The organism is Delftia deserti, from assembly GCF_042653485.1.
In the GTDB taxonomy this organism is placed as follows: Bacteria; Pseudomonadota; Gammaproteobacteria; order Burkholderiales; family Burkholderiaceae_C; genus Comamonas; species Comamonas acidovorans.
Genome location: NZ_JBHSIH010000001.1, coordinates 6,474,045 through 6,486,708 on the forward strand (window position 1 = coordinate 6,474,045; position 12,664 = coordinate 6,486,708).

The 12,664-nt window shown below is 67.8% G+C and carries 12 protein-coding genes; 9 read left to right on the forward strand and 3 right to left on the reverse strand.

Features of this window, described 5'->3' with window-relative positions:
* Positions 1–52 precede the first annotated feature (52 nt).
* The 6 genes from ACFPFG_RS30525 (at position 53) to ACFPFG_RS30550 (ending at position 7,098) form a co-directional block, all read left to right on the forward strand.
* Positions 53–667: a TetR/AcrR family transcriptional regulator gene (locus ACFPFG_RS30525; RefSeq protein ID WP_012206266.1), complete on the forward strand. Its 615-nt coding sequence runs from the start codon at positions 53–55 to the stop codon at positions 665–667.
* Positions 668–801: 134 nt separating this feature from the next.
* On the forward strand, positions 802–1,191 hold the full coding sequence (locus tag ACFPFG_RS30530; protein WP_380109636.1) for a DUF2946 family protein: 390 nt from the start codon (positions 802–804) through the stop codon (positions 1,189–1,191).
* A 117-nt stretch (positions 1,192–1,308) separates the two neighbouring features.
* Positions 1,309–3,495 (forward strand): TonB-dependent siderophore receptor, encoded by a 2,187-nt coding sequence (locus tag ACFPFG_RS30535; protein WP_380109638.1) that lies wholly within the window; start codon positions 1,309–1,311, stop codon positions 3,493–3,495.
* A gap of 8 nt (positions 3,496–3,503) precedes the next feature.
* A complete protein-coding gene (locus ACFPFG_RS30540; protein ID WP_380109640.1) occupies positions 3,504–4,313 on the forward strand; it encodes an ABC transporter ATP-binding protein in 810 nt (269 codons plus the stop codon).
* A complete protein-coding gene (locus tag ACFPFG_RS30545; RefSeq protein WP_183022126.1) occupies positions 4,310–5,737 on the forward strand; it encodes an ABC transporter permease in 1,428 nt (475 codons plus the stop codon). The genes ACFPFG_RS30540 and ACFPFG_RS30545 overlap by 4 nt, the downstream gene beginning before the upstream one ends.
* The gene (locus tag ACFPFG_RS30550) at positions 5,734–7,098 is read left to right on the forward strand and encodes a DUF3526 domain-containing protein (RefSeq protein ID WP_380109642.1); all 1,365 of its coding nucleotides are present in this window, start codon (positions 5,734–5,736) and stop codon (positions 7,096–7,098) included. The genes ACFPFG_RS30545 and ACFPFG_RS30550 overlap by 4 nt, the downstream gene beginning before the upstream one ends.
* A gap of 111 nt (positions 7,099–7,209) precedes the next feature.
* Here ACFPFG_RS30550 and ACFPFG_RS30555 read toward each other — a convergent pair whose 3' ends face one another.
* A complete protein-coding gene (locus tag ACFPFG_RS30555) occupies positions 7,210–7,635 on the reverse strand; it encodes a Fur family transcriptional regulator (RefSeq protein ID WP_012206260.1) in 426 nt (141 codons plus the stop codon).
* Between the two features lie 563 nt (positions 7,636–8,198).
* On the opposite strand from ACFPFG_RS30555, the gene ACFPFG_RS30560 reads away from it, so the two are divergent.
* Entirely contained in the window at positions 8,199–8,732 is a 534-nt protein-coding gene (locus ACFPFG_RS30560; RefSeq protein ID WP_380109644.1) for a phage late control D family protein, read from the forward strand.
* Between the two features lie 74 nt (positions 8,733–8,806).
* Here ACFPFG_RS30560 and ACFPFG_RS30565 read toward each other — a convergent pair whose 3' ends face one another.
* A complete protein-coding gene (locus ACFPFG_RS30565) occupies positions 8,807–9,583 on the reverse strand; it encodes an SDR family oxidoreductase (protein ID WP_183022124.1) in 777 nt (258 codons plus the stop codon).
* 119 nt (positions 9,584–9,702) lie between these two features.
* Positions 9,703–10,590, reverse strand: coding sequence for a LysR family transcriptional regulator (locus ACFPFG_RS30570; RefSeq protein WP_183022123.1), 888 nt, complete (start codon positions 10,588–10,590; stop codon positions 9,703–9,705).
* Positions 10,591–10,712: 122 nt separating this feature from the next.
* On the opposite strand from ACFPFG_RS30570, the gene ACFPFG_RS30575 reads away from it, so the two are divergent.
* Together ACFPFG_RS30575 and ACFPFG_RS30580 are read left to right on the forward strand one after the other, a co-directional pair.
* Entirely contained in the window at positions 10,713–11,576 is an 864-nt protein-coding gene (locus tag ACFPFG_RS30575; protein ID WP_380109647.1) for an amidohydrolase family protein, read from the forward strand.
* Positions 11,573–12,574: a tripartite tricarboxylate transporter substrate binding protein gene (locus ACFPFG_RS30580; protein WP_197955937.1), complete on the forward strand. Its 1,002-nt coding sequence runs from the start codon at positions 11,573–11,575 to the stop codon at positions 12,572–12,574. The genes ACFPFG_RS30575 and ACFPFG_RS30580 overlap by 4 nt, the downstream gene beginning before the upstream one ends.
* The last annotated feature ends 90 nt before the right edge of the window (positions 12,575–12,664 follow it).

Below are 12,664 nucleotides of genomic sequence, written 5' to 3' on the forward strand. Positions count from 1 at the left end.
ACCAACAGCCTGTTAGGATCGCCGCACTACAACGATCCACCACCTGGCAGACATGGCAAGAAGGCAGACCAGCGCCCACGACGGCAACGAGACCCGCGAGACCCTTCTCAAGCTGGCCGCCCGCACCTTCGGTGAGCAGGGCTACTCTGCCACCACCATGCGCAACATCGCCGAGCAGTCCGGGATCGAGGCCGCCAGCATCTACTACCACTTCGCCTCCAAGGAGGAGCTGGTGGACGAGGTCATGGAGCAGGGCGGCAACCGCATCATCAGCCAGCAGCAGGAGCGCCTTGCCGCGCTGGGCGCCGACGCCACGGCCGAGCAGCGCTTTCGCGCTGCCGTGCTGGGCCAGATGGCGGGGCTGGTCAAGCATGGAGACTTCGCCCTGGCCCACGGCCGCCTGCTGGGCCAGCTGCCCGACAAGGTGCGCGAGCGCCAGATCAAGCGCCGCGAGCGCCACCAGAAATTCTGGAGCGGCCTGCTGGAAGACCTGCGCGCCGAAGGCCGGCTGCGGGCCGACGCCGACATCCACCTGGCACGCATCATGATCCTGGGCAGCATCAACTCCATACAGTCCTGGTTCAACCCCCGCAAGGGCTCGCTGGAGAAGGTGGCGGACCAGATCTGCGACATGTTCTTCCGGGGCGTGGGACCGGCAGATAAATAGGCGCAAGGCTGAAAATCACCAATCGGCCTGTCACATGCCGGTGGCATATTTCCGCGCTGCTGTCCCGGCCCTGTGCAGAAAATGGCGGCAGGTTGTTAATGATATTTAATTGTCAATAGTAAGATCGCCGTCTTATGCGTCTGCTTGTTTTGCGCCTGCTATTGCTGGCCGTGTTCTTCAACACGGCCATTGGCATGCCCCTGCACGGCGCAACGCATATCCGGCAGGCGGTGGCCGGGCCTGCCCAGGCTTTTGTAGGCCTCAACGGCTGCAAAGATGATGCGCTGGCCGGCCAGGCCGGCCAACGCGGCCAGGCTGGCGAAAAGGCTGAAGTCGTCGAAGCCGCCGAAGCCGTCTGCGTATGGTGCATGGGCCATGCACCGCATGCGGCGGCCTGGCTGCCGCACTTCGGCCTGCCGCTGGCCGTGGCCGCGCCACCCGAGAGGGTGCCGCCGCGCACCGTGGGCGGCGCCATCCCCTCGCAGAACCGCTGGGCCTTTGCATCGCGCGACCCGCCGCGCTGAACCCGCAAGCACCTTTCTCCTTCTCTGCCGCCAGCGCCCGTTGGTGCTGGCGGCAGGTCCGTGTTTGCGCGCGCCGGCTTTGGATGCCGGCGGCATGCGCCTGTGCCCGTTTTCACCATGACTGCCTTTTTCTTCCCCGCGAAGCCGCTTTCCGGCCTTTGCCCGCTGCCGCTTGCCCTGAGCGCTGCCGCTTTCTTCTCCACACCCGTGCTGGCCCAGGGCCGGGAACAACCTGCGGCATCGGTGCCCTCGCCCCAGGAGCAGGCGCTGCTGCCTGCCGTGGAAGTCGTGGGCCGAACGGCCTCGGGCGCCTATCACACCGACGAGGCGGCAGGCGCCAAGACCGACCTGCCGCTGCGCGAGCTGCCGCAGTCGGTGCGCGTGATCACGCGCCAGGCCATGGACGACCTGGGCGCCACCAAGCTCGACGACGTGCTGGACTACGTGGGCGGCGTCTCGCGCCAGAACAACTTTGGCGGGCTATGGGACAACATCGTCATCCGCGGCCTGCCTGGCGACCAGAACGTGGGCATGTCCACCCTGTTCAACGGTTTTTCCTCGGGGCGCGGCTTCAATGCGCCGCGTGACCTGGCCGGCGTGGAGCGCATCGAGTTCCTCAAGGGCACGGCCGCTGCGCTCTATGGCAGCAGCGAGCCGGGTGGCACGCTGAACGTGGTCTCCAAGCGCCCGCTGTGGACGCCTTCGCATTCCGTGGAAGCCTATGCAGGCAGCTACGGCCTGCGGCGTGGCGCGCTGGACACCACGGGACCGGTGGGCGAGAACTTTGCCTACCGGCTCAACATCGCCGTGGAGGACCGCGACAGCTTCCGCGATTTCGTGGGCGCCAGCCGCCAGGTGATCGCACCGGCCTTCACCTGGAAGCTGGGGCGCGATACGGTGCTGGAGTACTCGGGCGAGCTGCTGCGCCACAAGACGCCGCTGGACCGTGGCGTGGTGGCCGTGGGCGACCGGCTGGGCGCCATCTCGCGCAGCCGCTTCCTGGGCGAGCCGGGCGACGGCGATGTGACGGTGGAAAACCGCACCCACCAGTTCATCCTCTCGCACGAGTGGAACGCGCAGTGGCGCAGCCGCCTGGGCCTGTCCTACCGCGAGACCTCGATCAACGGCTTTTCCACCGAGCCGCACGCGCTGCTGGCCAATGGCGACCTGACGCGCCAGCGGCGTTTCCGCGACTACCAGTCCGACGATATCGCCGTGCAGGCGGAACTGCAGGGCACGGTGAAAACGGGCACCGTCGAACACGAACTGCTGCTGGGCCTGGAGAGCTTTCGCTTCGAGATGGACACGCTGATGCTGCGCGCCAACCCGACGGCGGCCAATCCCTACGCCATCAACATCTACAACCCCATCCACGGCGGCGCGCGCCCCGTGCCCACGGCCAATACCGACACCTTCGAGCGGCAGCGCAACACGGCGTTCTACCTGCAGGACGCCATCAAGCTCTCGCCCCAATGGCGCGTGGTGGCCGGCCTGCGCATGGACCGCTACGACCAGTCGCTGCACAACCGCCGCACGGGGGCGACCACGCAGCAGGACCCGACCTCGACCTCGCCGCGCCTGGGCCTGAGCTGGCTGCCGCTGCCGCAATGGACCTTCTATGCCAACGCGGGCCGCTCGTTCCGGCCCAACGTGGGCGTCGATGTGGCCGGTGCGGGCTTCAGTCCCGAATCCGGCCGTTCCATGGAGCTGGGCGCCAAGTGGGAAAGCGCCGACCAGCGCATGGGTGCCACGGCCGCGCTGTTCGACATCCGCAAGCGCAATGTGCTGACGGCCGACCCGGGCAACGCCGGCTACTCGGTCTCGGCCGGCGAGATCCGCAGCCGTGGCCTGGAATTCGACTTCGCCGGACAGGTCACGCAGCGCTGGCGCCTGAATGCGAGCCTGGTGCTCAACGATGTGGAGATCTCCCGCGACAACACGCTGGAGGTGGGCGGGCGCCTGCTCAACGTGCCCAAGGTCAACGGCAGCGTGCTGGCGGTCTACGAGAACGCCTTCTCCAACGGCCAGCGCTATGGCATCGGCGGCGGCATCACCCACATGGGCAAGCGCCTGGGCCAGGCCCGCACGCAGGCCGAGGCCGATGCCGGCAAGGCCGCCTTCGAGCTGCCCGGCTACACCACGGCCAAGCTGGTTGCCTACTGGCGCATCAGCCCCACGCTGCGCCTGACGCTGGACGTGGACAACCTCTTCGACAAGACCTACTACACCAGCTCGTACAGCCGGCTGTGGGTGACGCCGGGCACGGCCCGCACCGTCACCGTGGGCCTTCAAGCAAAGTTCTGAGCCCAGCCATGCATCCATCCCTTCCTGTTTCTTCCAACCCCACCTCTGCCTCCACGCCCGTGCTGCAAGCGCTGGGCGCCGTGGTGGACTACGGCGAACGCACCATCCTCCAGGGCCTGGACCTGGCGGTGCATGCGGGCGAGATCTATGCGCTGCTGGGCGCCAACGGCGCGGGCAAGACCACCACGCTGAGCCTGCTGCTGGGCTTTGTGCGGCCGCGCAGCGGGCAGGTGCGCGTGCAGGGCGTGGACCCGGTGACGGCGCCTGCACAGGCGCGTGCCCTGATCGCCTATATCCCCGAGAACGTGGCGCTGTACGAGCACCTGAGTGCGCGCGAGAACGTGGCCTACCTGCTGGAGCTGGCGGGCCAGCCGGCCACGGCCGATGCCATCGGCCAGGCGCTGTCTGCCGCAGGGCTGGACGCCGCCGCGCACGACCGGCGTGTCTCCGGCTTTTCCAAGGGCATGCGCCAGAAAGTGGCGATTGCGCTGGCGCTGGCGCGCAAGGTGCCGGCGCTGCTGCTGGACGAACCCTCCTCGGGCCTGGACCCGCAGGCCACGGCCGAGTTCAGCCGGCTGCTCATGCAGTTGCGCGGCCAGGGCGTGGCCATTCTCATGGTCACGCACGACCTGCTGGGGGCCGCCGATGTGGCCGACCGCATGGGCTTCATCGCAGGCGGGCGCCTGATCGAGGAAGTGGCTGCCAGCGGCGAGGGGCGCTTCGATGTGCGCGCACTGCACCGCCACTATGCAGGGGTGGGCATGGACAGGCACACGGACACGGACATTGAAGCCGACAGGCGGGGGGCAGCGGCATGAGCGCGGCCTGGACCATTGCGCGCGAGGAATGGCGCCTGCTGCTGCGCGACCGCGTGGCCGTGCTGGGAATGGCGCTGTGGCTGCTGCTCAGTGCCGCTGCCGCCTTCACCGCCTGGGACCAGCGCAGCGCGGCCCAGGCCCAGCGCGAGCGCCACCAGTCCCAGGTGGACAGCGAGTTCGAAGCCCAGCCCGACCGCCATCCGCACCGCATGGTGCATTACGGCCACTTCGTGTTCCGTCCGCTCAATCCGCTGGCGGCCTTTGATGCGGGCATCGACGCCTACACCGGCCACACGCTGTTTCTGGAGGGCCACCGCCAGAACAGCGCCAACTTCGGCGATGTGCGCCAGTCCTCGCTGCTGCTGCGGTTCGGCCAGCTCACGCCGGCCTTTGTGCTGCAGGTGCTGGCGCCGCTGCTGCTGGTCTTCATGGGCCATGCCTGCATTGCACGCGAGCGCGAGGCCGGCACCCTGCGCGTGCTGCTGGCCCAGGGCGTGGGCACGCGGCAATTCGTGGCCGGCAAGCTGCTGGCGCTGGCGGGCGTGGCGGCCCTGGTGCTGCTGCCGGCCCTGCTGGCCCTGGCCTGGATGGCCGTGGCCACGCCGGTGCCCATCAGCCTGGTGGCCACGCTGGCGGCGGGCCATGTGCTGTGGCTGATGCTCTGGGCGGTGGGCATCGCCGCTGTCTCGGCCTTCATGCGGCGCGGGCGCGATGCCTTGCTGGCCCTGCTGGCGGCCTGGGCCGTCGCCGTGGTACTGCTGCCCCGTCTGGTGCCTGAGCTGGTGGGATCTGCCCTGGCGCTGCCCACGCGCTTCGAGACCGACATCGCCACCGCGCGCGAACTGGCGGCACTGGGCGACAGCCACAATCCCGACGATCCCTATTTCGCCGCTTTCCGCGCCAGGGTGCTGGCGCAGTACGGTGTCTCGCGCGTCGAGGATCTGCCCGTCAACTACAAGGGCCTGGTCGGCATGGAGGGCGAGCGGTTGACCAGTGAACTCTTCAGGCGCCATGCCGAGGCCAGCTTCGATCTGCAGGCCGAGCAACTGCGCCGGGCCGACGCATTTGCCCTGGTCAGCCCCGTGATCGCGCTGCGCCGCCTGTCCATGGCCGTGGCCGGGACCGACCTGCAAGGCTACCGGCGCTTTCTGGAGCAGGCCGAGCAGCATCGCTACCGCATGGTGCAGGCCCTCAACCGCCTGCAGGTGGACAAGCTCAGTTATGCGGCCGACCGATCGAGCCGCGACAACCGCATCGGCCACGAGCACTGGCGCGGCGTGTCCGCTTTCCACCACGAGCCCGATCCACCGCTGGCGGCCCTGAGCCGTGCGGCGCCTGGCGCCTGCGTGCTGCTGGCATGGCTGGCTGCACTGGTAGTGGCCTTGCTGCTGGCCGCGCAACGGCTGGGGAGGGTGGCGCGATGAGCTGGCTCCTGCACGAATGGCGTCTTCTGACGCGCTCGCGCCTGGCGCTGTGCGCCCTGGCCTTGCTGTTGCTGCTGTCCACGCTGGCCGTGCTGTCTGGCCTGCGCGAGATCGCTTCGCAACGCCTGACCCTGGACCGCCTTGCGCAACTGCAGCAGCAGGACATGGCTGCCCAGGCAGGCCGGCATGCCCAGTCCGGCGACGCAGGCTCGGTGGCCTATTACGGCTTTCACGCCACCTGGGATGCACCATCGTCCACGGCCTTTCTTGCCCTGGGCCTGCGTGATGCCGCGCCCTATGTGCTGCGCGTGCGTGCCCTGGCGCTGCAGGCGCAGCTGCATGAAGGCGAAATCTTCAATCCGGAGCTGGCGCTGGCGGGCCGCTTCGACTTCGCTTTCGTGCTGGTCTACCTGGTGCCGCTGTTCCTGATCGCGCTGCTCTACGACCTGGTCTCGGGCGAGCGCGAATCGGGCCGCCTGGGCACGCTGCAGGCCATGCCCGGCACCGGGCGGCGGCTGTGGCTGCGCCGCGCGGGACTGCGTTGCGCGCTGGTGCTGGCCTGCGTGATGCTGCCTGCCCTGGCAGGTGCACTGGCCGGCGGTGCGGCGGCCGGCGCCCTTGCCACGGTGCTGCTGTCCGCCACGGCCTATGTGGTTTTCTGGAGCGGCCTGTGCCTGGTGGTTGCCACGCTGGGCGGCAGCTCGGTCGCCAATGCCATGGCCCTCATGGGCTGCTGGGCCGTGCTGACCCTGGTGCTGCCCACGCTGGCCAATGCCGCACTGTCGCGCACCATCCCCGTGAGCCAGGGCGTGGAGCTGATGCTGGCCCAGCGCCAGACCGTGCATGGCGCCTGGGACCTGCCGCGCGAGCAGACCATGGAGCGCTTTTTCCGCAACCACCCCGAATGGCGCGACACCGCGCCGCTGCCCGCAGGCTTTCACTGGAAGTGGTACTACGCCTTCCAGCAGCTCGGCGATGAAAGTGTCGCGCCCCAGTTCGCCGCCTACCGCGCCGGCCTGCAGGCACGCCAGGCCTGGACCGGGCGCCTGGGCTGGCTGCTGCCCGGCGTGGGCGTGCAGGCCGCGCTGCACCGCCAGGCCGGCACCGACCTGCTGGCGCAACTGGCCTATCAGGACGACATCGCCGCCTTTCACGCGCGCCTGCGCGCCTTCCTCTATCCCTATCTGTTTGAGGACCGCGCATTCGGTGCGCAGGATTTTGCGGCCCAGCCCGCCTTCACGGCCAGCCTGCGGCCTGCGCGGCCGGCCTGGGCGCAGACGGCAATGCTGTGGGTGGTGGCTGCGCTGGCCGTGCTGGCCGCCTGTTTTGCCGCAGGCCGCGTCCGGCCCGGCAGGCGCTGAGCAAAGGGCGGGTAAAAAAGAAACAGCCATGGCTCAGGCAGGGCCTGCACCATGGCTGTCATCTTCTTGATCCGTGGGCCAGAGGCTGAGCCCGAGGCTGGCGGCCGCCTGCTATTGCACGTTCTGGTGGCAGTCGCTGCAGACGCCGTACAGCGTCATCTCATGGCGCTCCACCACAAAGCCTTCGGGGGCGATGCGCTGCATGTCGCCAGGGCAGCCGGGCACGTTGAACACGCGGTTGCAGCTCATGCAGCGGAAATGGTGGTGATGGGCGCGGCCGCTGAGCTCGTAGCGCGTGGCCTCGCCGGGCAGGTCCACGGCCTGCACTTCGCCCGCTTCCATCAGCTGCTTGATGTTGCGGTACACCGTGGCCAGCCCGATGGCTGGCACCTCGCGCTGCGCTGCGCCCAGGATCTCGGCCGGCAGCAAGGGGCGTCCAGCCTCTTCCATGACCGTGCGTATCGAACTGCGTTGACGGGTCGAGCGTTCCATGGGCCTGAACAAGCGCTCCACGATGGGCTGAGTGTGTCTAGTCATGGTGATTCCGTTATTTACTATAACAATCTCGACGCGATTAGTCAGTGTTCACGAACGCTCACAGCCGAATTGGAACTGTGCCTGCCTGTAGCTCCTGCAGGCATGGAGATGCAGTCTAGGCAACGAATCCTTGCTCCAAAGGCAACAAATCACAGTTGACGGACTGCAGGTATTCCATTCCTGCAATTTGGCGCGAGTATATGTCGTGAGCATTCGATGGTCCTTGTGCGAAGGTTAAATGCCATAGCCGTCAACAATGCTGTAATGGGGTGTAATTGATCTATTGCTTGAAGAGTGCTTGGAATGCGGGGGCTTATGGCGCTTTATTTCTGGAATGCAAAAGATGGCGCTGGCCAAAGATGAGGTGCAGTTGCCTGCATGGATAGTGTATTTCCAATTCAGATGGATTGCATCAATGCGCTTCATTTGTCTATGCTCCGTTCCCTTGAAAGGGAAGAGGAGGCCGCCCTGGAACTGAGTCCCAGGGCGGTTCACACAATGACACGCCTGGTCATCAGCCATACGCCACATCCATATGCCATTGGGCGAGCAGCTGCATTTCCGTGAATTGCGCGGCCACCATAGGAATAGAAATCCAGGGCGGCGGCAGGCGCTTCATCGACGGCATCGTCACCCGCTTTGGCATGCAGGGACGGGACCACCGCCACTATGCCTGCAAGACGCGCCTGAGCCGCTGGCTGTGGCTGGCCACGCGCAAGAGCGAATTTCGCATCCTCCAGAACCAGACCGTGCCCGACATCATCGAGCAGGTATTGGGTGTCTATGGCCATCCGCTGCAAAGGAAACTCACGCGCGCCTATCGCAACTGGGACTGCTGCGTTCAATTCAACGAAAGCGATTGCGATCTTGTCCCGCGATGGATGGAGCACGAAGGCATCTACTTCTTCTTCTTCTTCGAGCATGCCTCGCACGGCGCATTGCCCGGGGATGAATTCATTCCTTTCTATCCTCCTGAAAAGGCCGGCGCAGGCGATCCGCAAAACAACCACGCCCGGCAGCGGGAGCAGGAAATCAAACCGGGCCGCCATTGCAGCGACGGCCCTGAAGTTGCACGGGCAGGCATGGCCAGGACGTAACAGTAAGCCGCATGGGACAGATGCGGTCCAGGCGTTGAGGCCCCTGGCCTGGGCATGCCGGCCAGGGATCTCGTTCAAGTCCGGTTGATGGACACGCCACCATCGACCACCATGGCCGTGCCCGTGATGAAGCTGGATGCGTCCGACGCCAGAAACAGCGCCGCCGCCGCGATTTCTGCGGGCGTGGCGAGGCGCTTGAGGGCGTGCAGGTTTTCGACGAAGGCGCGCGCCTCGGGCGTGGGGGTGCTGGCGCGGCCCATGGGTGTGTCGGTGCCGCCGGGCAGCAGGGCGTTGGCGCGCAGGCCGCGGGGGCCGTATTCGGCGGCGATGACCTGGGTGAGGCCGACGAGGCCGGCCTTGCTGGCGGCATAGGCGCCCATGCCGGGCAGGCCCGCCGTATGGCCCACGAAGGTGGACGTGAAGATCAGCGAGCCGCCGCCGCGTGCCAGCAGGGCCGGTATCTGGTGCTTGGCACCCAGAAAGGCACTGGTGAGGTTGGTGGCGATGGCGTCCTGCCAGGCCTGCAGCGAGAGATCGGGCAGGGCGCAGGGATCGCCGGTCATGCCTGCATTGTTGAAGGCGATGTCCAGGCCGCCAAAGCGTGCCGTGGCGGTCTCGACCAGCGCCTGTGCCAGCGGCTCGTCCCGCACGTCGCCGGCCAGCGCGATGGCCTGGCCGCCGTTGTGCTCGATCTCCGCCACCAGCGTCTGCAGTTCCGGCTGGCGGCGGGCCGTGAGTACCAGCCTGGCGCCGTGGCGGGCAAACAGCCTGGCGGCTTCGCGGCCTATGCCTGAGCTGGCGCCGGTGATGAGGGCGACTTTTCCGTGGAGTTGCTGTGGCGATGGCTGCATCTCGCACCTTTTCTTTCCGTGAATGAGGGAAAGCGGTTTGTAGTGCGGCGCAGGCGCAGGCGCATCCCGCTTCTTGCACGGGTGCCGGTCCGCACCTGGTTGCAGCGGGCTCTGGCGGCTCAGTCTTCCCCCAGATCCAGGTGCGCGAACAGGTCGGCCAGCGTGGGCGTGGAGCGTGCGGGCCAGATGGCGCTGAGGTCCAGGCTGGGCAGGGCCTGGCCGTCGCGCACCTCGCAAAAGCGCACGCCGCGAAAGTCCATGGAGCGTATCCAGCTGGGCAGCAGGGCCACGCCGCAGCCGCCGGCCACGCAGGCCAGCACGGTGAGGGTACGGTTGGCTTCCTGCGCCACATGGGCCTCGTGCCCGGCCTTGCGCAGCGCGTCGAGGATGCCGGCATGCAGCACGGGCAATTGCGCCTGCGGATACATCACCAGCCCGGCCTCGGCGATCTGGGCCAGGCTGACCCGGCCGTCCTCGCCGATCTGCAATTCATCGGGCACGGCGGCCACCAGGCGCTCGCGCAGCAGCTGGCGCTCGCGCATGCGCCCGCCCACGGCCACGGGCGTGTGCATGAGGCCGATGTCGATGGCGCCGGTCTGCAGGGCCTCGGCCTGCTCGGCATTGCTCATCTCGCGCAGGATGACCCGCACGCCGGGCGCCTGCTGCCGCAACGCGCGCAGGGCACGGGGCAGGGTGCCGAAAAGCGCCGAGGACACCAGGCCCACGGTCAACTGGCCCGCACTGCCCCTGGCGATCTCGCGCGCGCGGCTGGCGGCGGCATCTATGCGGGCCACGCTGGTGCGCACATCGTCCAGCATGGCCAGGGCGGCCGGCGTGGGCAGGGCGCCCTGGCGTGAGCGCTGGAACAGCTGCACGCCCAGGTCTTTTTCCATGCGTGCCAGGGTCTGGCTCAGCGCGGGCTGTGCAATGCCCAGCCAGTCGGCTGCGCGGCTGACGCTGCCCTGGTCCACCACCGCGAGAAAGTAGCGCAGATGCCGGGTTTCCATATCGATCCAGTATGAATAAATCCATTTTGAAGAATGGAAATATATATCCCCCGTTCCTAGAATCCGGCCCCATGCCCCCAGCGCCGCGCCTTGCGTGGCGCAACCCACAAGGAGTTCTTCCCGTGTCTGCCGTGCCCCGGTTCGCCATTGCGTCCAGCGTCGATACCCACGCCCATGTCTTCGAGCGTGGCCTGCCCATGCCCGATGTGCGCCGCTACGCGCCCGACGCAGATGCGGCCCTGGCCACGTATCTGCAGCACCTGGACGCGCATGGGCTGGCCCATGGCGTGCTCGTGCAGCCCAGCTTTCTGGGCACGGACAACAGCTACCTGCTCCAGGCACTGCGCGCCCAGCCGCAGCGCCTGCGCGGCGTGGCCGTGGTGGATGAGAGCACGGGCGATGAACAACTGCAGGCCCTGGCCGATGCCGGCGTGGTGGGCATGCGCCTGAACCTGATCGGCCTGCCTTTGCCCGATCTGAATGCGCCCGGCTGGCGCCGCGTGCTGGAGCAGGCCAACACCCTGGGCTGGCATGTGGAGTTGCACCTGCAGGCCGGGCGCTTGCCGGACCTGCTGCCCGCCTTGCTGGCAGCCGGCTGTCGCGTAGTGATTGACCACTTCGGGCGTCCTGACCCGGCCCTGGGCGTGCGCGATCCGGGCTTTGGCCATCTGCTGCAGCAGGCCGACAGCGGCCGTGTGTGGGTCAAGCTATCCGCGCCCTACCGCATCTGGCAGGCCGCCGACTGCGCCGCCTCGGGCCGGCAGGCCACCGCGCAATTGCTGCAGGCCTTCACGGCCGGGCGACTGCTTTGGGGCAGCGACTGGCCGCACACGCAGCACGCCGGCCAGGCCAGCTATCCGGCGGCCGTGCGCTGGCTGCAGGCCTGGCTGGACGATGCCGGCCCCCTGCAGGCCGTGCTGGGCCGCACCGCCTTCGAGCTGTTCCGATTCCAAAACGACATGCCAAACCAAGGAGACACACCATGAATTCCCTGTCCAGACGCACCGCCAGCCTGTGGGCGGCCGCAGGCCTGCTTTGGGCCGTTGCCGGCATGGCCGCGCCGGCCGCAGCGGCTGCAGCGCCCAACTACCCCGAGCGCCCCGTCACCCTGGTCGTGACCTATCCGCCGGGCGGCACCGTCGATGTGGTGGCGCGCCTGATCGGCCCCAGGCTGTCTGCCGAGCTGGGCCAGCCCGTGGTGATCGAGAACCGGGGCGGGGCAGGCGGCATGATCGGCGGCGCCCAGGTGGCCAAGGCCCAGCCCGACGGCTACACCCTGATGCTCGATGCCTCCAACCACGCGCAGAACCCGGCCATCCACGCGCGCATGCAGTTCGACACGCTCAAGGCCTTTGCACCCGTGTCGCTGCTGCTGCGCGTGCCCAATGTGCTGGTGGTGGCGCCGTCGTCCCCCATCAAGAGCGTGCAGGACCTGATCCTGGCTGGCCGTTCCGAGGCGGGCGGGCATCTGTACTTTGCGTCCGCAGGACCGGGCTCGGCCCAGCACCTGGCGGGCGAGCTGTTCAACCTGCTGGCCAGGACGCAGCTGCACCATGTGGCCTACAAGGGCGGCGGCCCGGCCATGATGGATGTGATGTCGGGCCAGGTGCCGCTGATGTTTGCCAGCATGGGCTCGGCCTGGCAGCACGTGAAGACCGGCAAGCTGCGCGCGGTGGCCGTGGGCGGGCTGGAGCGCTCCAAGGCTGCGCCCGAGCTGCCGACCATTGCCGAGTCGGGCGTGCCCGGCTACGAGACCTATGAATGGAACGCCATCTTTGCGCCGGCCGGCACGCCGCCCGCCATCGTGAACCGGCTGTCCACGGTGCTGGCCAAGGTGCTGCGCGAGCCCGCCATCGTGGAGCGGCTGGCTGGCATAGGCGCCGAGCCCATAGGCTCCACGCCGGCCGAGCTGGAGACCTTCCGCCGCGCCGAGATCGCCAAATGGCAGAAGGTGGTGAAGGATTCCCGGCTCAAGCTGGACTGAGCGCGTGCAGGCCAGAAACCGGACCATTGCGGTCTGCTGTACACCGCAGGCAGCCCTGGCGCGTTGAACAGGAACGGGCGCTGGCTTGAA

Bases quoted from the DNA above. Each gene is read 5' to 3' on its own strand.
- ACFPFG_RS30525 (WP_012206266.1), top strand. From the start codon at position 53: ATGGCAAGAAGGCAGACCAGCGCCCACGACGGCAACGAGACCCGCGAG.
- ACFPFG_RS30530 (WP_380109636.1), top strand. From the start codon at position 802: ATGCGTCTGCTTGTTTTGCGCCTGCTATTGCTGGCCGTGTTCTTCAAC.
- ACFPFG_RS30535 (WP_380109638.1), top strand. From the start codon at position 1,309: ATGACTGCCTTTTTCTTCCCCGCGAAGCCGCTTTCCGGCCTTTGCCCG.
- ACFPFG_RS30540 (WP_380109640.1), top strand. From the start codon at position 3,504: ATGCATCCATCCCTTCCTGTTTCTTCCAACCCCACCTCTGCCTCCACG.
- ACFPFG_RS30545 (WP_183022126.1), top strand. From the start codon at position 4,310: ATGAGCGCGGCCTGGACCATTGCGCGCGAGGAATGGCGCCTGCTGCTG.
- ACFPFG_RS30550 (WP_380109642.1), top strand. From the start codon at position 5,734: ATGAGCTGGCTCCTGCACGAATGGCGTCTTCTGACGCGCTCGCGCCTG.
- ACFPFG_RS30555 (WP_012206260.1), bottom strand. From the start codon at position 7,635: ATGACTAGACACACTCAGCCCATCGTGGAGCGCTTGTTCAGGCCCATG.
- ACFPFG_RS30565 (WP_183022124.1), bottom strand. From the start codon at position 9,583: ATGCAGCCATCGCCACAGCAACTCCACGGAAAAGTCGCCCTCATCACC.
- ACFPFG_RS30570 (WP_183022123.1), bottom strand. From the start codon at position 10,590: ATGGAAACCCGGCATCTGCGCTACTTTCTCGCGGTGGTGGACCAGGGC.
- ACFPFG_RS30580 (WP_197955937.1), top strand. From the start codon at position 11,573: ATGAATTCCCTGTCCAGACGCACCGCCAGCCTGTGGGCGGCCGCAGGC.